This window comes from uncultured Eudoraea sp., from assembly GCF_947260015.1.
Taxonomy (GTDB): domain Bacteria; phylum Bacteroidota; class Bacteroidia; order Flavobacteriales; family Flavobacteriaceae; genus Eudoraea.
In genome coordinates, this window is record NZ_CAMYOM010000050.1 from 1 (window position 1) to 24,420 (window position 24,420).

The 24,420-nt window shown below is 38.3% G+C and carries 17 protein-coding genes, 1 tRNA gene and 1 pseudogene; 17 read left to right on the plus strand and 2 right to left on the minus strand.

Features of this window, described 5'->3' with window-relative positions:
- The 12 genes and pseudogenes from Q0X66_RS14440 to Q0X66_RS14495 form a co-directional block, all read left to right on the plus strand.
- The coding region (locus tag Q0X66_RS14440) for a T9SS type A sorting domain-containing protein (protein ID WP_297707598.1) at positions 1-2,653 on the plus strand (2,653 nt) is incomplete at its 5' end.
- A 426-nt stretch (positions 2,654-3,079) separates the two neighbouring features.
- Positions 3,080-3,787, plus strand: a complete 708-nt coding sequence (locus tag Q0X66_RS14445) for a Crp/Fnr family transcriptional regulator (protein WP_297696283.1) — start codon at positions 3,080-3,082, stop codon at positions 3,785-3,787.
- A gap of 289 nt (positions 3,788-4,076) precedes the next feature.
- Positions 4,077-4,508 (plus strand): PepSY-like domain-containing protein, encoded by a 432-nt coding sequence (locus Q0X66_RS14450; RefSeq protein WP_297696286.1) that lies wholly within the window; start codon positions 4,077-4,079, stop codon positions 4,506-4,508.
- 156 nt (positions 4,509-4,664) lie between these two features.
- Entirely contained in the window at positions 4,665-5,978 is a 1,314-nt protein-coding gene (locus Q0X66_RS14455; protein ID WP_297696288.1) for an aspartate aminotransferase family protein, read from the plus strand.
- Between the two features lie 2 nt (positions 5,979-5,980).
- Positions 5,981-6,817 carry a carbon-nitrogen hydrolase family protein gene (locus tag Q0X66_RS14460; protein WP_297707600.1) on the plus strand — a complete coding sequence of 279 codons (837 nt, stop codon included), beginning with the start codon at positions 5,981-5,983 and terminating at the stop codon, positions 6,815-6,817.
- A gap of 10 nt (positions 6,818-6,827) precedes the next feature.
- Positions 6,828-7,238, plus strand: coding sequence for a VOC family protein (locus Q0X66_RS14465; protein ID WP_297707602.1), 411 nt, complete (start codon positions 6,828-6,830; stop codon positions 7,236-7,238).
- 3 nt (positions 7,239-7,241) lie between these two features.
- Positions 7,242-9,983, plus strand: coding sequence for an aminotransferase class I/II-fold pyridoxal phosphate-dependent enzyme (locus Q0X66_RS14470; protein WP_297707604.1), 2,742 nt, complete (start codon positions 7,242-7,244; stop codon positions 9,981-9,983).
- 20 nt (positions 9,984-10,003) lie between these two features.
- The gene (locus tag Q0X66_RS14475; RefSeq protein ID WP_297707606.1) at positions 10,004-11,521 is read left to right on the plus strand and encodes a biotin carboxylase; all 1,518 of its coding nucleotides are present in this window, start codon (positions 10,004-10,006) and stop codon (positions 11,519-11,521) included.
- A 77-nt stretch (positions 11,522-11,598) separates the two neighbouring features.
- A complete protein-coding gene (locus tag Q0X66_RS14480) occupies positions 11,599-12,957 on the plus strand; it encodes an NAD-dependent succinate-semialdehyde dehydrogenase (protein WP_297707608.1) in 1,359 nt (452 codons plus the stop codon).
- Positions 12,958-12,985: 28 nt separating this feature from the next.
- On the plus strand, positions 12,986-13,840 hold the full coding sequence (locus Q0X66_RS14485) for a mechanosensitive ion channel domain-containing protein (protein WP_297696300.1): 855 nt from the start codon (positions 12,986-12,988) through the stop codon (positions 13,838-13,840).
- A gap of 219 nt (positions 13,841-14,059) precedes the next feature.
- Positions 14,060-14,947, plus strand: a pseudogene (gene corA / locus Q0X66_RS14490) (magnesium/cobalt transporter CorA); the annotation flags it as partial.
- A gap of 18 nt (positions 14,948-14,965) precedes the next feature.
- Entirely contained in the window at positions 14,966-15,667 is a 702-nt protein-coding gene (locus Q0X66_RS14495) for a hypothetical protein (protein WP_297696304.1), read from the plus strand.
- A 269-nt stretch (positions 15,668-15,936) separates the two neighbouring features.
- Here the strand turns inward: Q0X66_RS14495 and Q0X66_RS14500 are convergent, their stop codons facing one another.
- Entirely contained in the window at positions 15,937-17,121 is a 1,185-nt protein-coding gene (locus Q0X66_RS14500; protein WP_297696306.1) for a cation:proton antiporter, read from the minus strand.
- A 281-nt stretch (positions 17,122-17,402) separates the two neighbouring features.
- On the opposite strand from Q0X66_RS14500, the gene Q0X66_RS14505 reads away from it, so the two are divergent.
- Positions 17,403-18,587: a hypothetical protein gene (locus Q0X66_RS14505; protein ID WP_297707610.1), complete on the plus strand. Its 1,185-nt coding sequence runs from the start codon at positions 17,403-17,405 to the stop codon at positions 18,585-18,587.
- A 348-nt stretch (positions 18,588-18,935) separates the two neighbouring features.
- Here the strand turns inward: Q0X66_RS14505 and Q0X66_RS14510 are convergent.
- Positions 18,936-19,009, minus strand: a tRNA-Arg gene (locus tag Q0X66_RS14510).
- A gap of 347 nt (positions 19,010-19,356) precedes the next feature.
- On the opposite strand from Q0X66_RS14510, the gene Q0X66_RS14515 reads away from it, so the two are divergent.
- The 4 genes from Q0X66_RS14515 to Q0X66_RS14530 all read left to right on the plus strand — a co-directional run.
- A complete protein-coding gene (locus Q0X66_RS14515) occupies positions 19,357-21,597 on the plus strand; it encodes an MMPL family transporter (RefSeq protein ID WP_297707612.1) in 2,241 nt (746 codons plus the stop codon).
- 266 nt (positions 21,598-21,863) lie between these two features.
- A complete protein-coding gene (locus Q0X66_RS14520; RefSeq protein ID WP_297696312.1) occupies positions 21,864-22,625 on the plus strand; it encodes an outer membrane lipoprotein-sorting protein in 762 nt (253 codons plus the stop codon).
- Positions 22,626-22,661: 36 nt separating this feature from the next.
- Positions 22,662-23,825, plus strand: coding sequence for a squalene synthase (locus tag Q0X66_RS14525; protein WP_297707614.1), 1,164 nt, complete (start codon positions 22,662-22,664; stop codon positions 23,823-23,825).
- Positions 23,826-24,018: 193 nt separating this feature from the next.
- Positions 24,019-24,420, plus strand: a 402-nt coding sequence (locus tag Q0X66_RS14530; RefSeq protein ID WP_297696315.1) for a hypothetical protein, incomplete at its 3' end; no start/stop codon positions are given.

Below are 24,420 nucleotides of genomic sequence, written 5' to 3' on the forward strand. Positions count from 1 at the left end.
AGAATTTGGCCGTCTTACGGTAAGAGAGAACAACACAGAATGTTTTGCCCTTGATGTAGATCTGGAAGTTAATCTGAGCGTGAACGAAGTAGATAGCGATAAGTCTATTGCACGGATCTGGAATGAAGCCCTGCTTGAAGCCATCAGGGGAGATCTTGCCAGGCCAACAGTTCATGCGAGGAATTTGTTCCATGCAAGCGTCGCTATGTATGATGCCTGGGCCATTTATGATGAACAGGCCAGGCCTTACCTGATAGGCAATACGGTGAACGGATTCAATAGTGAGTTATTGGATTTTGATTCTATTGAAGAGGTTGAAGCCTCACGCAAGAAGGCTATCAGTTATGCTATGTACAGGTTGCTGTCACATCGTTTTCAGAATTCGCCGGAAGCAGATCAGATAAAGGCAAGGCTCGACCTTATAATGGCACAGCTCGATTATGAAACTGAATTCACGACTTCCACTCTTTACCAGTTTGGAAATCCGGCAGCCCTCGGAAATTATATAGCCGAAACCATAATTAATTATGGATTACAGGACGGTTCAAGAGAGCAATTTGACTATGACAATGCGTATTACGAACCAGTCAATCCTGCATTGGTCCCTACACAATCAGGTAATCCAAATATTGTTGACCCTAATCGCTGGCAGCCATTAAGTCTTGATTCTTTCATAGACCAAAGTGGTAATCCTATTGACGGTTCGGTAATTGATTTTTTAAGCCCGGAATGGGGAGAAGTAACTCCCTTTGCACTCAAATCTTCAGATTTGGAGATTTTAAACAATGGCTTTGATAGTTATATTTATAATAATCCGGGTGCTCCTCCCGGAATCAGCAATTCCAATGAAAATGGTTTTACTGATCCTTATAAATGGCATTTTGCATTGGTAGCGTCCTGGTCTTCTCACTTAGATCCCAACGATCCCACCTTAATAGATATTTCTCCGGGTGCTCTGGGCAATCTAGATATTGCCCTGTACCCTGAAACATTTGAGGAATATCAGTCCTTTTATAATTTCATGGAAGGAGGTGATATTGGCACGGGGAATAATTTAAATCCCGCTACACAGGCACCTTATGAACCACAACTGGTTAAAAGAGCCGATTATGCCCGTGTACTTGCCGAATTTTGGGCAGATGGCCCGGATTCAGAAACCCCTCCCGGTCATTGGTTCACCATATTGAATTATGTAAGTGATCATCCGGAAACAGTAAAACAGTTTGGTGGTGAAGGTTCCGTGGTAACCGATTTAGAGTGGGATGTAAAGTCTTATTTAGCTCTTGGTGGCGCAATGCATGATGCTGCTGTAAACGCATGGGGAATAAAAGGTTATTACGATTATATCCGGCCAATTTCAGCGATTCGCTATATGGCCTCCAACGGTCAAAGTACCAATGCCTCACTGCCGGGTTATCATCCACAGGGTTTACCCCTTATTCCGGGGAGAATTGAATTGATTGAAAGTGGCGATCCCCTGTCGGGAATTGGAGACGAGAACGTGGGAAAAATTAAAATATTTGCCTGGAAAGGGCCCGATTTTATTAATAATGCATCCACAGATATCGCTGGAGTTGACTGGATCCTTGGAACGCAATGGTGGCCTTATCAGCGCCCTACATTTGTAACACCACCTTTCGCAGGTTATCTTTCCGGTCATTCTACTTTTTCGCGTGCGGCCGCAGAAATACTTACCCTGCTTACAGGTGATCCCTATTTTCCGGGAGGAATGGGAATATTTGATATTGAACAGAATAGTTTTTTAGTTTTTGAAAGCGGACCCAGTGAGAACCTAACCTTGCAATGGGCTACGTACAGGGATGCTTCAGACCAGACCAGTTTATCGCGCATTTGGGGTGGTATTCATCCACCTATAGATGATATTCCGGGACGCATAATTGGCGATAAAATTGGTAAGGAAGCATTTGGTTTAGCTCAAGAATATTTTGAGGGCCTGGTTAACTTAAAACCAGATAATTTTCTAGTCAAAACAATAGGCGAAACTTGCCTGGATCTGAATGACGGGGCCATTTCTATTGATGCCCAGGAGTATTATGATTATGTTGCCATTATTAATGGCCAGGAATATTCTTTTAACCGGGAGATTGAAATTGAAAATCTTGCACCCGGGATGTATACCATGTGTTTAAGGGTAGAAAATGAGCCGGCATTTGAACAGTGCTATGACTTAAATATCCCGGAAATACAGCCCTTGGATGTTACCGCAAAGACAGAATTTCAGGGATTATCCTCTAAAACCTATTTCGAAATTGATAAAGGTACCCCGCCCTTTGTACTTACCGTAAATAATGAGCTAAAAGGGACTTTTGATAGTAATCAGTTTAGTTACCCCTTGAATAATGGCGATCTCGTTAGTTTAAAATCCAGTCTGCCATGTGAAGGCGAATTTTTGGAAATAATATCTTTTGCGGATAAAATAATAGCATATCCCAATCCTACATCCAGCTTACTGAATCTGCCCGGGACTTCAGATAAAAGTATTATTGCAGTTCATTCTATTTCGGGACAATTGGTGAAACAATTTGAGGGTAAAAAACCTCTGGATCTATCTTCCTTGAGCAACGGGGTTTATTTTATTAAAATCAGGGATGGAGAATCTACTTCCCGGTTTAAAGTAGTCGTCTCTAATTAATCAAAATTGAATAAACATTTCTTCTTGTGGCTGACATTATTTTGTTTTCTCGCAGAAAATAATGACATACACCTTATAGATTTCTACATGATCGAGACTGATTTGGGTTGGCGGTTGGTCCGGGCCTTTGACCTGCTCAATGTCTCCATTCTGTAACCTTAGGATATTTAGAAACTGGTATTGATTTTAGAAGGGAAAAGTCCCAAGCTAGTTAGACTTCTAGCGCCTGTAAAACGACGACCAATAAAAAATCAGAGAGAACTTGCCTTCTGATTTATCAGAGCTTCACGAATTATTAATGGCAAAATGATAAACGTTGTGTAGCCTAATTCTTTTAGGAGGATATCCTGGATATAAAGATGCAATAAGTATATCACCGGCCAATAAAAATTTCTGTAATTTTCTGCTTAGTTTTGTAAAACTGTAATGAATCCCGAAAGCACACACTTTTTTAGATATCTGCAAGCCCTGATGAATTCTCCTTTTTTCAAGGAGGCTGATACTGATTCGGTGCAAAGGCTATTAAAATCAATGATTTCAGAGCATTGGAGTGCAAAAAGTTTTAAAAGCAGTCTGGAGGTTTCGTCCACCTTTCACTTTATTGTTTCCGGCAGGCTTAAGGTATTTAAATCCAATCCTGGTTCAGGAAGAGAGCATACCGTTTTCGTTCTTTCTGAGGGAGATGTTTTTGATGTATTGTCCTTACTTGATACTAAACCCCATGATGTATATTGGGAAGCTCTAGACACAATGGAAGTTTTAAAAATATCCATGGAACAAATGCGCGGCTGGATAAATGAATATCCGGTAATGCATAAGGCTATTTTATATTATTTGGGAGATCGAATGCGGCAACTTATGGACGTTGCCACTGATGTTTCGCTTCATAGTACACTTGTAAGACTTTCGGGGTTACTTCTTAAAAACATAAATGGAGAAACACGTAAACTGGAATTGATCAACAATCTTCCCAACGAAGAGATTGCAGGACTTATTGGTACTACTCGAGCAGTTGTAAGCCGGCATATCCAAGAATTAAAACGTTGTGGAGCTATTTCTGTAAGTCGTAAACAAATCAACGTTAAGAATTTGGAACTTTTGCTTTCAATTGCCGAAGAAAAATATATTCCTTGATTATTTTTTTGAAAGACCGCAATCGCATGTCTATCTATCTTATCAATTTCCACGTATCGTAAATTTAACCTAAGTGCTACCTAGGTAGCTGTATAAGCATATTTAAAGGGATAACTTTATATTTTCAACTGAAATTAGCATTTGTATCTGTTAGAATGTATGCCATATTTAAAATATTCTTAGATGCAATTAAATATCACTCCATAGAAATTCTATTAGACGCTGCTGTTGGTGATTTGGAAAAAGGAAAAGAATTGAAAATACGTGCTAACTTAATGACGCTGCTAACTTGAATAGTAAATTTAAATATCTGCTGACCTCATTGCAAAACAGGGTTGTCAAAAACAAGCGGGAACTACCAGGTACCGCCGTATGCATAGCATTTAAATCAAAATATCCCAAAGCTGCTTTTGTCCATTGGAAACAGATAGAGGTGTTTAAATGGCATGTAAATTTTAACTCAGAAGGAAAGGAATTCACTAGCTTATATGATAGTGAAGGCAATTGGCTGGAAACCATAACTCTGGTACCGTTAGAATTTATTCCTAAAAAAGTACAACAAAGCTTAAAAGGAAAATTCAGCAGGGAGGGGCTTCAGCAAATTTACCAAGTACAGACCCCTCAGCATGTAATTTTCGAAATGCAGTGGGGCAATGGTATTTACACCTTAAAACTGATATATGACATTGCAGGAAAACTATTGGGTAAGTTAATATTGTAAACCTGGAACTGTTGCCTAAAAGTATTTGTATAACCTATAATTAAAAAAGTGGAGGGAGTACCGATGTTCATAAATATGATTACTAAATTTAAAAAGAAAAATAGTTATTAAAACATATTTTTTAAGCCTATCTTATAAAAAACGAAAATAATTACAATGATAAAAGAATTGACTAAATCAGAAGAGCTTCTCAGCAGGAGAAAAAATGTGGTAGCCAATGGTGTAGGGGTATTCAACACGGCTACCGTTAAAGACGCAAAAGGAGCTATCATTATTGATGTTGATGGGCGCGAGCTCATTGATTTTGCAGGTGGTATAGGCGTCGTAAATGCGGGTCATTGCCCGGAACCTGTGGTTGAAGCCATCCGCGAGCAAGCAGGGAAGTATTTGCACACTAGTTTTAATGTGGTTACCTACGAGCCATATATACAATTATGCGAAGAATTGGTGGAAATTCTACCTCATGGGGAAAAAACCAAAGCCATGTTAGTGAGTACTGGAGCAGAAGCTGTAGAGAATGCCATCAAAATCGCCCGCCAGGCTACTAAAAAACCTGCAATCCTTTGCTACACCGGAGCTTATCATGGCCGTACAATGATGGCAATGACACTAACAAGCAAAGTAAGTTATAAATATGATTGTGGTCCTTTTGCGCCTGAAGTATACAGACTTCCGTTCCCAAATTTTTATCGTTATCACGGAAAGAGGGACCTGGATAAATTTGTAGATGATGAACTCAAACGGCTACATGAAAGCGCACTTAACCTTGTGGATGTAGATAACCTTGCGGCGGTAATTATTGAACCCATACAAGGTGAAGGCGGGTTTAATCCGGTACCACAAAAATACCTGGAAGGACTAAGAGCTTTTTGTGACGAACATGGCATTATGTTGATCATGGACGAGGTTCAAAGCGGATTCTGTCGCACGGGCCATTGGGCCAGTTGGCAGCATTATGGGGTGCAGCCAGACATAAGTACGTATGCTAAATCAATGGGGTCCGGGCTTCCCATTGCAGCTGTTGTTGGAAAAGCCGAAATAATGGATGCCGCAGCTTCAGGCTCTATAGGAGGTACTTATATTGGCAGTCCCATTTGCTGTGTCGCAGCTTCTGCGACCATTAAATATATGAAAGCCATCAATTTGAATGAACAGGCCAATAAAATTGGAGAGATCATTGCGAATCGAATGAAAAAACTAATGAATGATTGTCCTGAAATAGGTGATGTAAGAGGTATCGGTGCCATGATTGGGATTGAGTTTGTGAAAAACGGGGACCCAAGACAACCCAATTCAGAAGTTTGTGGTGAAATTGTTAAAGGTTGCGCTGAAAATGGGTTAATTATGCTAAGTGCAGGTACCTATAAAAATGTTCTCCGCATATTGTCGCCCCTTGTCATTACTGACGATCAATTACATAAAGGATTAACTATTTTGGAAAACGAAATTAAAAAAGCAACACGTAAATAAATATGAGACCATTTGCAATTGCAGGAGTACAAATGAAAGTATCGGCAGTCGCTTCCAATGTGGAAATGATGAAGTTGAAAATTGATATTACCATGAACCTTTACCCATGGATCGAAATGGTACTATTCAGTGAATTATGTGCCTACGGCCCACTCACCCACACAGCTCAGGAAATACCTTGTTCGTTTGAAACGGAAATGCAGGCCATGGCCAAAAAATATGGTATTTGGCTGCTTCCCGGTTCGATATTCGAAAAGAGTAATGGAAAAATTTACAATACCGCTACTGTTATAAATCCTAAAGGAGAAATAGTGACGCGTTATCGTAAAATGTTTCCTTTTTATCCTTACGAAGTAGGTGTGACCCCCTCATTAGGTGCAGAAGTTATACTTCACCCTACTATGTCGGGCACTATTGATCGGGATATTGAGCTTTCCATTGTGAGGGCCATGGCTTCTGTGAATCAATGCTACTTTTTTGATGTTAATGGATTAGATACAGGCGGCACCGGAAGATCAATAGTTTGTGGGCCAGACGGACTCGTAATACACCAGTCAGAAGGCACTGAGGAAATAATTCCGCTTGAATTAAATATAGCAAGGGTGAAAAGAAGCCGTGAATTGGGAATATTGCGTTTGGGTCAGCCATTGAAAAGTTTCAGAGATCATTTAGGACAATTCAAAATCTACCAGCCAGATGCCCCGCATCCGTATCTTGATTCTCTTGGACCACTTATAAAACCTAACCGACTGGACAAATTAACAGAACTAATTATCAAGGAAGACAATCTTGAGCATCCCAGGTCATCTGTACATTACAAAGGAGATAATTCAAACTAAATCAAAAAAAATGGGCGGCGCACCTTTAAGAAGTAAAAAGAAGAATAAGACAGTGATTAGAGATTATGTGAGTTGGTTTGAAATACCAGCAATTGACTTTCAGCAAGCGGTCAATTTTTATAATCACATTTACGGAATTGAGATGGAGCAAAACATAACGGATGTGAATGCCATGGCCTTTTTTCCTGTAACCACCGGGATTGGTGGTGCGGTAATCGCGGGGCCAGGTTCTGTGCCTAGTGATACAGGGCCTTTGATCTATTTAAATGGGGGTAAAGACCTGAGTAACGTTCTGGATAAAGTGGAGGAGGCAGGAGGGCGAATCGTGATGCCTAAAACTCTTATCAGTAAAGAAGCTGGCTACTTTGCCATTTTTATTGATTCCCAGGGAAATAAGCTTGCACTACATTCTAAAAATTAAGCTGTGATTAAAATTAAAACAAAAAGTGCACCTTATTATAATATCGGTCAATTAAGGGTAGATTATTGGAACAAACTAAAAATTGAAACAGCCGAATTGGCGCGATGCCACAAAGGATCGGCAAATGAAAAAAGGCACAAAAAAGCAGCTAAAGAGTTAATAAAAGATCTAAAAGGGGTTGAATGCTTTTTTGCCTCTCCTGGTAAAGGGCGTATACGAAAACTTGAAAATACCCTTACAAGGCATGAACATACTTCTTTATCAAATTTAGTAGCGGAAACAACAAAACAATTGGTTGGTGACAGCTTCAAAAGCAATCCCGACTTTCTGGATTACGATGAGCAGAGTATAGAATCCGTTGAGGAACATGAGCAATACAATAGCGTTCGAAAGAACCATTTCGAGGTAATGTTCATAGACGATATTTCCGAACAGGAAGAGACCAATCTGCAGCATAGCTTAAGAACCCTGCGCACGTCTGATGACAAATTTACATATGGTGTAATTGTACAGCGATCATTTCAGGATGCAATGATTGCGTTGCTTTTTAATTACAATATACAGGCAGTTGTTGTCCGGTACGCGCCGCCTTACCATTCAAAAGGAATTGCGCCACTAATAAAACCTTATATCCAACAGGTGACTAAACTGGATTTCTCTTCTCAGTCAGAGACGGACTTAGGACCTATAATTGGCATATTAATTAAACAATTCAGGCCTGAATTAGATGCCTATTATGTTACAGATACTTCTTTAGGACACCTAAAGGATAGCACCATAAAAAGTTTCAGGCGTATATTTTATCAAACAGAAGATATACAGGAACTGCACCTTACCATTATGCGCGGAATTTCCGAGCGATATAACACGCCTTTCTTCTCAGCCTTAGTAGACTATAGCCGTAAGCCTACCGGTGTCTTCCATGCCATGCCCATATCTCGTGGTAATTCGGTTTTTAAATCGAGATGGATCAATGATTTTGGAGATTTCTATGGCAGAAATATGTTTTTGGCAGAAACATCTGCGACTACTGGGGGATTAGATTCACTCTTACAGCCCACAGGGCCCATCAAAAAAGCACAGGAATTGGCCCGGGACGCTTATGGCTCACAATATACATACTTTGTGACCAACGGGACTTCTACTGCAAATAAGATTGTGATGCAAGCCCTTGTGAAACCTGGGGATGTTGTTCTTATCGATAGGGATTGCCATAAATCACACCATTATGGATTGGTTTTGGCAGGAGCTTATCCGGTTTATCTGGATTCCTATCCGATTGACAAATATTCCATGTATGGGGCAGTTCCGCTGGAACAAATTAAAAGCAAATTGTTACAATTGAAAGATGCTGGAAGGCTGGATAAAGTCAAGATGTTATTACTCACCAATTGCACCTTTGACGGCCTCGTTTATAATGTAGAGCGTGTGATGGAAGAAGTTCTGGCCATAAAACCCGACATGATATTTTTGTGGGATGAGGCCTGGTTTGCCTTTGCAGGATTTGCAAATAATTATAAGCAACGTACTGGAATGTTCACGGCGAAAAAGCTGTACGAAAAATATAACAGCAGTACTTATAGAAGGCGTTATTCGGCTCATGTCAAAGGCTTAAATAATGGTGATGTTTCTTTATTGCCCAATCCAGATAAGGTACGCATACGGGTATACGCTACCCAGAGTACCCATAAAACATTGAGTAGCTTTCGACAAGGCTCCATGATACACATCTGGGACGAGGATTTTCGTCGCAAAAGCGAAAATACCTTTTTGGAAGCTTATATGACGCACACTTCCACTTCCCCCAATTACCAGATGTTGGCATCTTTAGATGTCGGTCGACGCCAGGTACAGCTCGAAGGGTTTGAGTTGGTTGAAAAAAGTATTGAAATGGCGATGGTCTTAAGGGCCAAAGTAAATGACAACCCACAATTGAGCAAATACTTTGACATTCTAACGGTACATGATTTTATCCCGAATAAATACCGCGAAACAGGGCTTAAAGAGTATTACACAAGGAACGAAGGTTGGAACCGAATGGATGAAGCATGGGAAGAAGATGAATTTGTATTGGATCCTACGAAGATAACTTTGTTTATTGGCAAAACCGGAGTTGATGGTGATACCTTCAAGAATAAGTACCTGATGGATAAATTTAATATCCAGATAAACAAGACATCAAGAAACACCGTGCTCTTTATGACCAATATAGGTACCACCCGTGGTAGTGTAACCTATTTAACAAATGCCTTACTAAAAATTGCAGATGAATTGGATGAGGAGTTCAAAGCATTGAATGATAAAGAAAGTGAAATTCGTCAAAAAAGAATACATTCATTAACTAAGGAAGTGCCTCCATTGCCGGATTTCAGTTATTTCCACCACTCATTTCAGGCAGTACCCGGCGTGCCCGGAGGTAACCTGCGTGCTGCTTACTTTCTGGCTTACAATGAAGAAAATTACGAATATGTGCCTTTAAATGAGTGTTTGATCGCCATGGAAAAAGGCAAAACGCTTGTTGCTTCAACTTTTGTAATTCCATATCCCCCAGGATTTCCCGTGCTTGTTCCCGGCCAGGTAGTTAGCGCGGAAATAATCAATTTCCTTACTGTTCTGGATGTTAGCGAAATTCATGGTTACCGTTCCGATCTTGGCTTAAGGGTCTTCAAAGAAAGCGTTTTAGATAGGCATAAAACCACTACATCCATAGGAGCTATGGCAATGGGAGTAAGAAAAAATAAATAATCTTAAAAAATATTCAAAAAATGAACGCGAAAAAAGCAACTCTTGCAAAGAAAAAAGTGACACCAGTAAAGAAAAAAACCTCAGCTGAAATACTCAATGGTGTGCCCGACATCAGACGTTTCTTTTATAAAAACGAGGTGCCTCTATATTTTATTAGTGCCACTAATTTTAATATGTTGGGGGCCGATGAATGGATCAAAGGCTTCAAATTTATCTGTCATATCGAATGTTTTGACGGTCTGCATCCAAACGTTTTTTCACCGAAGGAAGAAATTCCCCATGATGAGTTTACATGTATTGAAGATATTAATAACTATTTGCTTCAGCATCCAGAGGTTCAGGACTATTTAAAGACAAGAAAGAAAGGCAAGAATACTGGTAAAGCTATGTTTCTAATGTTTGATGAAAAGACCGAGAAACTAGCAAAAAAATTAGGATTGCAGGTTATGTTTCCTACCGCAAAGATGCGGACCTTCATGGATAATAAAGTAAATACAAACCGTATTGCCGAAAAAGCGGGTGTACCCTGTGTTCCTTACGTACTTTCCCGCGTTACCGACTATGCACAAATGGGTAAGGTTTCCAAAGCACTTGGAACTGATCTTGTTATTCAAACACCTTTCGGGGATTCTGGTCATACAACTTTCTTTATTTCTAATGAAGAGGAATTCAAAAAGTACGAAGAGGAAATTGTAAAAGAAAAGGAAGTAAAAATAATGAAACGCATTAATTGTAAGGGATCAGCTATTGAAGCTTGCGTTACAAGACACGGTACCATTGTTGCGCCCTTGATGACCGAGTTGGTTGGTTTTAAAGAACTTACTCCATATAAGGGTGGCTGGTGCGGCAACGAGATTTATCCTAATGCTTTTACACCTGAACTTAGAAAAAAAGCGACAAAATATACCCAGCTTTTTGGCAATCAATTGCGTGAAGAAGGATACAAAGGATACTTTGAACTGGATTTTCTAATTGATCAGGACAATGGAGAAATTTATCTCGGCGAATTGAACCCCAGGGTTACAGGTGCAAGTTCCATTACAAATCATGCCGTTTTTGCCTTGGCTGATGCCCCCCTTTTCATATTTCATATTCTGGAATGGATGGATGTTGATTACAAGTTAAGTGTAAAAGCTATTAACGATCGATGGGCCAAACAGGAAAATATTGATGGATGGAGCCAATTAATTATCAAACATACCGAGGACACTATAGAGTATGTATCAGAAGCGCCAAAATCCGGGATTTATAAAATGTTTGACAATGGTCATATTCAATTCGACCGTATGGATACCCACAGAAGGGCTGTAGAAACCGAAAACGAAGCCTTCTTTTTACATATATCCAAAAAGGGTGACTATTTGTACGAAGGTGCCGATATAGGCATATTGGTTTCCAGAGGCCGTATGATGACTGACGATTTTAAATTAAATAAAAGAGCCAAAGACTGGATAAAAGCGATACGTTCAAAGTATGTATCACAACTGGTGGAAGATAAACGAGAGAAAATTGTGCTAGCTGGCAGCCTCACAAAATAAATCTTCCAAACATTTCCAACATAAGCATGTAAATGCTTGCTAATCTTTTTATTTGGAATAGGTAAGTTCATAAAACAATGGAATTCAAGAGTATAAATCCCTACAATGATCAACAGGTAGGTTCGTATAAAGGACTCACAAAAGAGGAAACAACGGCAAAACTCAATAAAGCGCAAATCGCCTTTAAATCCTGGCGTAGCGTACCTCTTTCCGAGCGGAGAGGTCTCATTAAAAAGGCTGGTCAGGTATTACGTGATAATGTTGAAGAATACGCCAAAATGATTACGCTGGAAATGGGTAAACCCATCTCGGAATCTCGATCGGAGGTGAATAAATGTGCCTGGGTTTGTGATTACTATGCGGAGAATGCCGCTGTTTTCCTTGCCGATGAAACGATTCCTACGGATGCTAAACAGAGTTTTGTAAGACATGACCCTATTGGAAGTGTTCTCGCCATAATGCCATGGAATTTTCCATTTTGGCAAGTTTTCAGGTTTGCGGCACCAACATTGACGGCCGGAAACACCGGATTGTTAAAACACGCCCCTAATGTATTTGGCTGTGCCAAACAAATAGAGGAAGTTTTTATTAAAGCTGGTTTTCCACCAAATGTATTTCAAAACCTTATAGTTCATCACGATCAAACGGAACATATTATTGCGCACGAAGGGGTAAAGGCCATAACGCTTACAGGAAGTGAAGGGGCAGGTTCGGCTGTAGCTGAAATCGCTGGTAGGCATATCAAGAAATCTGTTTTGGAACTTGGCGGAAACAATGCCTTCATTGTTTGGGAAGACGCAGATATTGATAAAACAGTAAAAACAGCAATCACGGCACGGATGCTCAATTGCGGACAAAGCTGTATTGCTGCAAAACGTTTCATTTTAGTAGAAGGCATCTATGATGAATTCGTTTCCAAATTTACTAAGGCCATTCGCGACCTAAAATCCGGCGACCCCATGGATGAAACTACCCAAGTTGGACCTTTGGCCCGAAAGGACCTGGCAGATCAGCTTAATCGTCAGGTTAAAGACTCTTTAGAGCAAGGAGCTGAGTTGTTGCTGGGAGGCGATCAGCGTTATTGCTATCATGAGCCTACTATTTTGGGTAATGTGAAGCCAGGTATGGCTGCCTTTGACGAAGAAACCTTTGGGCCTCTTGCCGCGATGATTAAGGCTAAAGATAAAGATCATGCCTTTGATCTTTCAGAGAAATCAAGATATGGACTTGGAGTAACCGTATGTACGTCAAATACAGAAATGGCGGTTAGGCATGCGGACAGGGTTAGTGATGGGGCTTATTTCATTAACGAATTGGTAAAGTCGGATCCAAGGTTGCCTTTCGGAGGAAGCAAATATTCCGGATATGGGCGAGAACTGGCTAAAGATGGTATGATGGAGTTTATAAATCGAAAAACCATATATATTAAAGATTGATGTGTTCAATATTCAAGGTAATAAATCAATGGAAATCTTAAACAATATTTTAGAATTTGAAATTTTCACTTTAGGGGATTATACCTTAAAAGTCTCAAAATTGATAACTGTTTTGTTGATTATAGTAATTACCAAAATAGTATTGTGGCTAATTAAGAAAGCTGTATTTCGCGGGTATAAATTTAGTAGTCTCGATACAGGGAGTATCTATGCCTTGTACCAAATTATAATGTATGTAGTTTGGGTAATAGCCATAGGATTTATTTTGGAAACTATAGGTATTAAAGTCACATTGTTATTAGCCGGATCTGCCGCTTTACTGGTTGGTATTGGATTGGGATTGCAGCAAACATTTAATGATGTGATATCTGGCATCATACTACTTTCCGAAAGATCAATTAAAATAGATGATGTACTGGAAATAGACGGTGATGTTGTGAAAATTCAAAGTATTGGCTTGCGTACCTCCAAGGCACTAAACAGAGATGATATTTCCATAATAATTCCAAATTCATTGATTACCACCAGTAAAGTAATTAATTGGAGTCACCAGTCGAATAACACCCGGTTCAGAATTGATGTTGGTGTTGCCTACGGAAGTGATGTTGATCTGGTTATAAGGATCTTAGAAGAAAGTGCTTTTGAGCATCCTGATATTTTTAACATGGAATCGGTTGAAGGCCGCCTAGTGAATTTTGGCAATTCATCCATGGATTTTCAACTGTTGTTTTTTAGTAAAAATAGTTTTAGAATAGGAAAAGTAAAAAGTGATATCCGGAGAATAATTAATAAGAAATTTGCTGAAAATCACATTACCATACCGTTCCCTCAAATGGATTTGCATGTTAAATCTGGTGCTGTTAAAGTTAATAAAAGTAAATAATTAAGTACTTTCAATAAATTCCATATAAGGCTATTTTCCTGAACTACAGTATTAGAATATTTTAAGTTCAGTTGCTTTATTTAAGTGAAGATTATGGCGAGATTTATAAAAAAAAAGAAGCATGAAATTGGGCTGGCTCCGGATGAACTATTATTCCGGGGCGAAAAGAAATCGGAGGAAGTAACTATTAGGGTCATTGACTAATACCAGGATAAAAAGACAGTAACCTGGCTAAACATTGACGGTCTTCACAATCCCATTCTGATGAGGGAAATCGCTCAAGTTTTTGAATTAGATGATTTGGTTTTGGCCAATGTAATGAATACAAATTCACGTCCCACAGTGCATGAATTTGATAATTGTATTTTCATTTCCATTAAAATGTTACAACTGGATAAAAAAACAGGATTGATTTCAGTCGAAAACCTAAGCTTGATTTTAACCAAATCGGTTTTGATTTCCTTTCAGGAAAAAAGAGGCGATGTGTTCGAACCCATAAGGGATCGCATCCGCAAAAAGAAAAAAAGAATTCGAAATGGCTGGACTGATTATCTGGCTTTCGCATTGCTGGACATTGTTATCGATAACTATATCTATATTATCAGCGTGCTTGGTGAGAAAATAGAACTTCTAGAGGAAAATCTGGGCGGCGATCAGCCCAACAAATCGGTCATTAAAAAGATTAACATGTTTAAAAGAGAATTGAATTTTTTACGGAGAAATATCAGACCTGCTAAAGAAATGATTCTGGCCCTTTCAAAAATGGATTCTGAATTAATATTTGAAAGCACTTTTATTCATTATAAGGAGTTACTAGATAATATTAATCAGGCTACAGATTCATCTGATAGTTATCGGGAAATTTTAACAGATCAATTAAACCTTTATCATACTACCATCAGTAGTAAGCTAAATGATATCATGAAATTCTTGACGATCTTTTCCGTCATCTTTATTCCTTTAACTTTTATTGCAGGTATTTACGGCACCAATTTTGAAGTGCTGCCCGAGCTGCAATATGCTTACAGCTACTTTATTATGCTAGGCGTAATGCTTGTATTGGCAATAGCTATGTTGGTTTATTTTAAAAAAAGAAAATGGTTTTAAAATGATGCAAAGAGAATTATGAAAACAGTCTTAAAAGTAGAACGCCTGAGCTTTAAAACTATCCGCGAATTACCAAATTCCTGGTCGGAAGAAGATTACAAGAATTTATTGGAACTAATGGATTATAGCGATACCTCCCAATTAGCAGCGAATGAGATTAAAGAATTGAGTTTAATGTCATTGACCGATAACGAACCCGAAGATGCCGCTAAAATTGTGTTGGAATACACTTTTGGGAATAGACTGTCCAAAGGCCAAATACACAACCTTTCGAATGAAATGCTTAATGAAAAATTGTGGGAGGAATATGCAGACCTCTCTCTGCATGAAGAGTTATTTAATGTTAATCAATTGCTATATGAGGCATTTAACGGTAAGTTTCCTCACCCGGAAGCCATTAAATTTGTGGTAAAAATTACAGCTAAAGACAAGAACGCGTTTACGGTTTTTAATGGTTCTACTGAAGCAGCTTTGATTCGTTTATTGGTTGCCGGAATGCCGGAGAACACATTGATTTATAGATTGTTCGAAGAACAAGTCGACGGGGAAGAATTCAAGGAAGCCATAGACATTATTTGGCAATTTAAATTGGAACACAGCAGTGATAATGAAATATTAATGGAAGTCATTTCATCAGACTATTGGTTTCATGATTTTAAATATGTCGAAGATTTTGTAGCGGACACCTATGCAGATGAAGTGTCCAATACTACTGGTTGATTACGAAAGTTAAAACAGATAAAGGGCTTAACTTTTTAATGAATTTTGAGGAAGAAGTATTTACAAAAAGGATAATATCAAATCCTTCTATTAATTCAATCGCCTTTTCGGAATTATCTTGCTAATATGCAGCCCAATCGGTGTGAACTCCGCATCAACGGGATATTCATTTATTTATTTAATCTTTTCTATTAATACCTGCTTCAATAGGTAGCATTTGAATCATCCTGGGTATATTAATTCGAAAAATTGGAGGTCTCCTTTTTTAATCACTCTATTGATTTAAATCTTTGGGATATGACTAATTTTTCCGTTAATGAAATCCAAAATGGACTGATTATCAGGGTAAGTGAAATCAAACTTATAGTAAAATTATAACTATAGTCTTCTATAATACCCAGGCTGTAAGCAGAAGAACCAAGCAGAAAACTCAATTCACCGATTTGCGCCAGGAGAGCACCTCCTAAAAAAGCTTCTTGCCAGGGAGAAGAGAACAATCGAAGTATTAATGAGTTTACTAAATGATTTGTAATATAAACTGAAACAAGAACAATTGATATTGCCCAGGCATTCTTAAAGATAAAGCTAAAATCCAATTGCAAACCTATGCTTATAAAAAACATGGCAACAAATAATATCCTAAATGAATTGAGCGTATCATATATCCAATGCGTTGCCTTTGAAGCATGCATAACCATCCCGCCGACAAATGCTCCAAGAGCTGCGGATAAACCAAAAATTGATGAAACCAATGCCCCGCCAAAGCAAAAGAATATGGCAAGAAAAACCTGCAACTCGTGATCTTTTTCAATGGTTTTGGAAAACGGAAGCCTGATCGTCTTTCTTTTGTAGATGTAAATAAGGGTGCCAATAATAATAGACCCTCCCACTAGCATAAACACAATGTTTTCTATAGACTCACCCTTTCCGCCAAGCAGGGATGTAACGATTAAAAGTGGGACGATCATAATATCTTGCATAAGAAGAATACTCAAGACATTTTTTCCGACCCGCGTCTTAACCAGGTTTTTATCTGCGAGTAATTTTATAATGACCGCAGAACTACTAAGGGCTATTACAAACCCCAAAATAATAGAACGTTCAATTTTCCAATCAAAAAAATATCCTACACCCAATATAATCAATACGCTTACCCCAACTTGCAAAAATGTACCTATGGCAGCTACTTTCCATTGTTTTATAAATTCGGGCAGGCTAATCTCCATGCCTATAAAGAATAGTAGCAAAATAATTCCTATTTCCCCCAAATGATTAATTGTAGTAGTATCCTCAATAAATCCTAAACCATCTTTGCCCAATAGCGCGCCAACAAGGATATAGCCAATTATATAGGGCTGTTTAATTTTTTTAAGTAATAATCCTACCACCATAATTAGTATGGCCAAAATTGATATAAATCCGATTGTAGGGTCAAAATTTGAAAAAAGCAACATTTGGTAGTTAGATCTATTTATTGTGCAAAATACTCGAAAAGTTTTACTTTACACCTGCCAACTTGGAATAGTGTATTGCAGGACTATAAGCTTAAAGCTAATCGGTTTCAAGCTTTAGGGAACTCCAAACTACCATAAGTTTTACTAATCTTGTGATCCATCCGAAAATAGAAATTGGTATGGCCAACTTGGGAAGATATTAGTGCATACATCACTACATTTTTTTGAATTTTCCGAAATTTTAGGATCAATGGTTTCCCAAATTTCAATAATTTCACATCATGAAATCAATAATAAAACAGGGTCCTGTAATAGGAGAAGCATACGATACTAACACTAAAATGGCTCATGCTTACTTCGGTAAGGTAAAAGAATGGGTTGCCGGGCAAGCTGAATCCATTGAAGAACTCGACATGAAAGCCCGCTCATATGGCAATGAAGCTTTGGCTTTCCGTACTATGCTAAAATATATTGAATCCGAGAATATAATCCTGAATCTTAATGAGCAGGTTACACTGACTCTCATTAATCCGGTATATAAGGAAACGGGACGCATGCAGAAGAGAGAACAGCATCCGCATGGTGAGAACTCCTTGCGTACCAAGATTGCTTGTATTCAACATTTTGAGCGTATCAATCCCTTGTTCAAAGGGCGGGTATTTGTAGTGGATGATGGATGCCCGGATGCATCGGGAGTCATGGCTGAAAATATAGTGTCTGAATATCCGGGATCTCCCCATAAAGTGTTTTTCCTGGCTAAGGCGATTGATGAGAATGATATTGATCTTCCTGCAGGAATTACACATAAAAACGGCACTAATAGGAGTGTGAAAGGTGGTGCAGCATTGTTCGGCATGCAAAAAGCCTTGAAAACACCTGCTGAAGGAATTCATATAATAGTTGACAATGATGCAGATTTGTCCGTTCACCCTATGCAGTTGGGTTTATTGGTTCGGGATATTGTAGATGGAAAAACAAAAGCTGTTGCAGGATCGAGGCGCGAAGAAGATTCGGTTTCTTTAATTGGAGGAAGCAGAAACCTGCGGGGTAATTTGTTTATCCAAATTTGGCAGCATTTCCTGCCTCAGCTGGCACAGAGAATTACGGATACTAATAGGGCGTTTAAGGCTTTTGAAAGCAGTGCCTTGGAAAGAATCCTCCCATCTATTAAAATTTACACATTTCCTTATCAGATAGAATTGCTTCAGGCGTGTATATCTATGGATATTCCATTGATCAAAAAAGGAGTTGCTTATATAGATTCGGAGGCTGCATCCACACAAAGCGGTGCTAATATCACCGAAACCTATCTTAATCAAATCAATCAGATCATTGATATTGCTAAAAGGTATAATACCATCCCCATTTCTGACCCTCTGATGAAGTATCTCTCTTCTATCTCCGAAGATGAGTGGCGTGTCATTGAAACAAATCCCCCGGCAAGTATTCAGGAACTTTTGGAATAATTATTTAATTTTAGAGTGATCGCGACAGGATTACCTTTCGGTTTTCCCTTGCAACCTCATGTGAAAATAGAAAGGCCAACTGCTGGTGCAGTTGTTTTTTGATTTCAATACATTTACAAAACCCTGCGGCTTTTGACATTTCTTAAAATAAAAAAATCCATTACTAACGTAATGGATTTTCTGCTTTAAGTGATCGCGACAGGATTGAATATCCTTTCTTCTCCGTAGTCTAAATGAAAAGTTACAAATCAAAGATTTGTTCTTTTTTATTCTCACTTCGATTCCTGAACGAGTTCAAATCTCACTCAAATAAAAAAAGCCCACCTATGTGGACTTTTCATTCTTAAGTGATCGCGACAGGATTCGAACCTGTGACCGTCTGCTTAGAAGGCAGATGCTCTATCCAGCTGAGCTACGCGACCTTTTATTTTTATTACTTGGTCTTTACAACTAGTTCACCGAAGCTTTAGCGAAGGTGAACGCTACCCTGCAAAATACGCTAATATTTTGCGGGGCAAATATACTAATGTATTGTTTACAATAAAACTTATTACTACCAATATTTTAAGAATACATAATGTCTGGAGCATCTGGTTGGCACTAAGCCTATGGCAAAAAGAATTATTGTACCCAAGGTATAGTTATTCCGCAGGTATCCATATAAGCACAAGGAATAATTTTATAGAATAGAAATGTGTAGATTTCAGGAATTTGTTTTAGAAATAAATTACATTTATAACTAGTTTTAATGCCTGATTTAATTTAAAAAATGCAAGATAAAATTATTAAGTACCGTTCCATAATTGTGATAGCAGCAACTGTTATTACCCTGCTTTCATTGCTTTTAATTCCCAGGCTTCAGGTAAATGCCAATGTAGATGATTATGTGCCTGATACCATTAAAAATAAGGTATACCTAAAAGAACTGGATAGTATTTTCGGCGGAAGTGAAATGATTTTGCTAATGCTGAATTCTGAAGATGTGGTGAATGCGGAAACTTTAAACAGACTGGAAGCTCTTGCCGAAGATTTAAGCAACCTGGAAGGTTTAGATAGAGTTATATCTCCTTTTAGTGCACAGGAAATTTCTATCGAGGATGGAATGATGTCTATGACACCGTTCTTTGAGGAAATCCCTGATAATCAGGCCGGTTTTGAGGCACTGAAGAAGAGAATTGCCTTAAACAGCATGACCAACAGATTTTTTTCCGAGGACTTTAGCCTTGTTTCTCTCGTACTGATAAAAAATACTAAGACTCCGGATATAATTATTGATGAAATAAAGGAGGTAATAGCCGCCAATCCGGGCAAGGAAGAAACGCTTTTGGGCGGCCTGCCCTTTATAAGGCATTCCATTTCCGGAAATATCATAAATGATTTGGTTGTGCTGCTTCCCATTGCCATGTTTCTCATGGTCTTTATGTTATACTTTTCATTTCGCGAATGGAAAGGGGTATTTATGCCCTTTCTAATTGTTCTTATGAGCATTATTCTCTCATTTGGATTGATGGCCTTTTTAGGATGGAAGATTTCGTTATTCAGTATTCTTATGCCCATAATGATTATTGCAATAGCCAATGATTATGGGATTCACTTAATCGCACATTACCAGGATTTGGCAAGGAGTGAGCAAAAACTTTCAATGAAAGAAATTTGCAAGAAAATTTATATCGATCTTAAAAAGCCCATAGTGATAACCGGCATCACTACCATTGGGGGTATACTGGGCCTTCTTAGCCATACAATGATGCCTGCTGCAGAATTAGGGGTGCTTACTGCAATTGGTATAGGGTTTGCCTTGCTGTTAAGTCTTTGGCTTTTACCTGCAATGCTCTCATATTTTAAACCAAAGCGCGGTGCCGCCATGGCTGAGAAAAAGAAAACTCCTGTTCTGGAACGGTCGCTCGAAAAGATGGGTAATTGGGTAACCGGGCATCCGAAAAAAATTATTGGGAGTGCATTTGTCGCAACTGCGATCGGTGTTCTCGGCGTATTTTTCCTAAAAGTAGATACCAATGTAGAAAGTTATTTTTCGGCCAATTCTGAGGTAGGGCGTTCCACAAAACTGATAAATGAAAAGTTTGGAGGCTCTCAGTTTATTTCTTTACTTTTTTCAGGAGATGTTCTTAGCCCGGAGGTTTTGAAAAGGATGGAATCGTACGAAAAAGAACTAGTAAAAGACCCTGCCGTAGGGCTCGTAAGTTCACCGGTTTCCCTGGTAAAAGAACTTAGTAAAGGATTTTATGAACCAACCGAAGAAGGCTATAATGAAATTCCCGAAACCTCAGATGAGATATACCAGTTAATTGAAATTTTTTCACTGGGGGGAAACGAAGACGATATTTCTCAATTCCTGGATTACAATTACGAAAACGCCAGGATCTTAATAAGTCTTAAAGACGGCAGCAACAGTGCAAATAAAAGATTGCTGAAGTACCTTAACACACTTACAAAAGATGATCCAAATGTTCAATATGCTGCCGGGGCCGGACTTACAGAAATTGAATTGGCAGATATAGTCGTTAAAGGCCAGATAAAATCATTGATTTTTGCCATGGCGGTTATTTTTATCATTTTGAGTTTTGTTTTTCGTTCTCCAAAGGCCGGATTGCTTTCGGGATTACCAATAACTATAGCAATATTGGTTCTATTTGGATTGATGGGAATATTTGGAATTGCTTTAGACATCGCCACTGCCCTGCTATCGTCCATTATGATTGGCGTAGGAGTGGATTATACTATTCACTTTTTATGGCGCTTTAAAACAGAGCGCACCAAAGGCAATGATCACAAAAATGCCGTACGCATTACACTGAACACTTCAGGCAGGGGAATTATCATCAATGCACTGTCGGTTATTATCGGCTTTATGCCACTAATTTTGTCCAACTTCACCCCTTTAAAGTATTTTGGGGCTTTGATTGTTATCTCCATTACAACCTGTCTTATTAGTTCATTGTTTTTGGTTCCCGCTATTGTAATTATTACGAAGCCAAGATTTCTTGAATAATTTAAAACCATACACGCATAATGGAACGGTCCTTGTATTATCTAAAGAGAATTTATTGGAATTAAAGACCTTTTTTCTCCATACCTGAAATACTACTTAAATACTACTTTCGGAGTATTGCACATTTACAGAGTTAAAAATATATTTACAAAACGTAGTAAATGTTTAAAAAATAGCTTGAAGCAGAAAGAAGGTTAATCAACTTTTCGATATAATATTGGTAAGAGTACGGATTTTCCTTAAAAAATTTGGTAATATTGCTCTCTATGTTAAAGCTAAAATTTGTAGTCTTATTCGCAGCCTTTTCTTTGCCCGTAATGGGGCAGAACAATGCCGGGGATATTTTTGAAAAAGCGGCAGATCAGCTTTTGACTCAAAACCTGGAACTGTCCTTGGAGATCAAGGAGATTGCAAGTAATGGGAAGTTTAAAGAAAAGAAATACAATGTTCTTATAGGCAAATCTGAAGGGATAGAAAGGACCAAAACTGTAGTCCAGCATCCTCCTAAACTAAAAGGGATTACAATTGTTATTACCGATTACCCCGAAGAAACCGGATTAATTGAAATTTTTACACCTGCCAATGGTAAAATCCGAAAGATGAAGGCAACTTCTAAAAATATGGCGTTGGTTAACTCAGGGGTATCTATTTCTAATTATACGTCCAAAGATCCTTCTCAACTGCGTTTCGAATTAAAAGGGACTGAGGAGTTTGAAGGTAAATCCTGTCACAAATTACAGGTTATTGATATTTTGGACCTTGAGAATGGCAAAACGATGTACTTAATTGAAAAAAATACGTATCGAATTTTAAAAATTACAGCCTATAATAAGGACGGAACAGAAAAAAGTATTACGACCTATTCTGATTTTCAGGCAATTGGCAAGCTAAAAGGAAAAACTCAACCCATGTTTATGGTCAATAAGGAGGTTAAAAAAGCGAAGCACAATGAAATTAGGATTTTGAAAATTAACCCCAGGCCAGATTTAAAGGAAGAAAATTTTGCTATTGAACCAGTTGTCAACTAAATAGAAATAGACTTAAGTCATACAAAACAATCTATCATGTCCATAAAGCAATCTATTTTAAAGCCAGAAGAGATGGCAGCTCTTATAAAGATGAAATTAGGAGGTAAGAAAATCATGGGTCAACATAACAATGGCCATATAAAAAACAATAATAACCTTATCTTTTGCTATGATACCCTTGATAAGGTTTCAAGATCATTTGCTGCAGTTATAAGGCAGTTACCGGAAGAGATAAACGACGTTGTTTGTCTTTTTTATCTCATATTAAGAGGGCTGGATACTGTTGAAGATGATATGGATCTATCTAAGGACGATAAAACTCTCCTGCTTCGGGAGTTTTACACAAAAAACTTTGAACAAGGTTGGAATCTTACCAATGTAGGAGACAAAGAAGAATACCGCGATCTGCTAGCCAATTATGATAAGGTAATCGAAGTGTTTTTAATGCTTGATGAAAAATACCAAAGAATAATAACAGGGATCTGTAAAAAAATGGGAGAGGGGATGGCAGACTTTGTAGAATCCAAAATAAGGTCTATAGATGATTACAACCTTTATTGCCATTACGTTGCCGGTTTGGTGGGAATTGGATTGTCTGAGCTTTTTGCTGCCTCCGAAATAGAAAGCAAGGAATTGGAAACTAAAGAGGTGCTTGCAAATTCAATGGGCCTCTTTTTGCAGAAAACCAACATTGTCAGGGATTATAAAGAGGACCTGGACGAAAACAGAATCTTTTGGCCGGAAGAGGTTTGGACCTTATACGGACCCACCTTTGAAAGTTTTTCCTTAAACCCCGAAAATCCGGAATCTCTTTCGTGCCTCAATCATATGGTAAACGACGCACTTTCTCATGCCACAGACTGCCTGGATTACCTGAAACTATTAAGAAACAAACGCGCATTCAGATTTTGTGCAATACCCCAGGTAATGGCCATTGCAACACTGGCGGAAGTTTATAATAATCAGAAGGTCTTTACAGAAAATGTAAAAATCAGGAAAGGATTGACAGCTAAACTATTTTTAAATTCCGGTTCCATTGAAGAAGTGGTTAAAATTTATAAAAAGATGGCAGCTTCAATTGCTGGAAAAATTCCAAACGGACTTCCAAATTCTCAAAATACTTTAGATTTAGTAGAGAAAATAAATAACTATTGTGATCTTGCTTTGGCTGAATCCTACAAATCGCATGAAATTGCCTAGGTATTTATAAATGATTTAGGCCTTTTTGATATTAGAAAAAGTTTTCACTGAATTTTATGGTTGACAAACTTGAAAAACTTACCACATTTAATAGGCTACATCCTTTAACAAACTAAATAAAAAAATTACTTTTGCCGCTTAACACTAAATTCCAGGAATAGTCTGGTAAAAAATAGAAATAAACGTACTCTTTATGAAAACATTTAAAATTTATGCCATTGCTCTATTCTTTTGTACATTCTTAACTTCTCCTTTACTGGGACAGGAAGTGGATAGTACAATAGAGCCAAGAGAAAGATTAAGTCTTGCAACCATGCAGGGAACGGTAACAGATATTGCTAAGGAAACCCGCGATGTTACCCTCAAAGGACCCGATGGTGAAATGGTTACCATTACGGCCGGCCCGGAAATTAAAAGGTTTGATGAAATTTCGGTTGGAGATATAATAACTTTTGACTTTTATACCTATTTAAAGGCAGAGTTTCGAGCACCGACTTCTGCAGAATTGGCAGAACCATTTGTTGTTTTAGAAGGGGAAGGTAAAGCTCCGGAAGGGGAAGCTCCGGCAGGCGCAGTTGGAGAAATGGTTAAAGCT

Coding starts and splice junctions, on each gene's coding strand:
- Q0X66_RS14480 (WP_297707608.1), top strand. CDS start 11,599: ATGGAATTCAAGAGTATAAATCCCTACAATGATCAACAGGTAGGTTCG.
- Q0X66_RS14485 (WP_297696300.1), top strand. CDS start 12,986: ATGGAAATCTTAAACAATATTTTAGAATTTGAAATTTTCACTTTAGGG.
- Q0X66_RS14525 (WP_297707614.1), top strand. CDS start 22,662: ATGTCCATAAAGCAATCTATTTTAAAGCCAGAAGAGATGGCAGCTCTT.
- Q0X66_RS14445 (WP_297696283.1), top strand. CDS start 3,080: ATGAATCCCGAAAGCACACACTTTTTTAGATATCTGCAAGCCCTGATG.
- Q0X66_RS14455 (WP_297696288.1), top strand. CDS start 4,665: ATGATAAAAGAATTGACTAAATCAGAAGAGCTTCTCAGCAGGAGAAAA.
- Q0X66_RS14495 (WP_297696304.1), top strand. CDS start 14,966: ATGAAAACAGTCTTAAAAGTAGAACGCCTGAGCTTTAAAACTATCCGC.
- Q0X66_RS14520 (WP_297696312.1), top strand. CDS start 21,864: ATGTTAAAGCTAAAATTTGTAGTCTTATTCGCAGCCTTTTCTTTGCCC.
- Q0X66_RS14515 (WP_297707612.1), top strand. CDS start 19,357: ATGCAAGATAAAATTATTAAGTACCGTTCCATAATTGTGATAGCAGCA.
- Q0X66_RS14460 (WP_297707600.1), top strand. CDS start 5,981: ATGAGACCATTTGCAATTGCAGGAGTACAAATGAAAGTATCGGCAGTC.
- Q0X66_RS14465 (WP_297707602.1), top strand. CDS start 6,828: ATGGGCGGCGCACCTTTAAGAAGTAAAAAGAAGAATAAGACAGTGATT.
- Q0X66_RS14500 (WP_297696306.1), bottom strand. CDS start 17,121: ATGTTGCTTTTTTCAAATTTTGACCCTACAATCGGATTTATATCAATT.
- Q0X66_RS14475 (WP_297707606.1), top strand. CDS start 10,004: ATGAACGCGAAAAAAGCAACTCTTGCAAAGAAAAAAGTGACACCAGTA.
- Q0X66_RS14505 (WP_297707610.1), top strand. CDS start 17,403: ATGAAATCAATAATAAAACAGGGTCCTGTAATAGGAGAAGCATACGAT.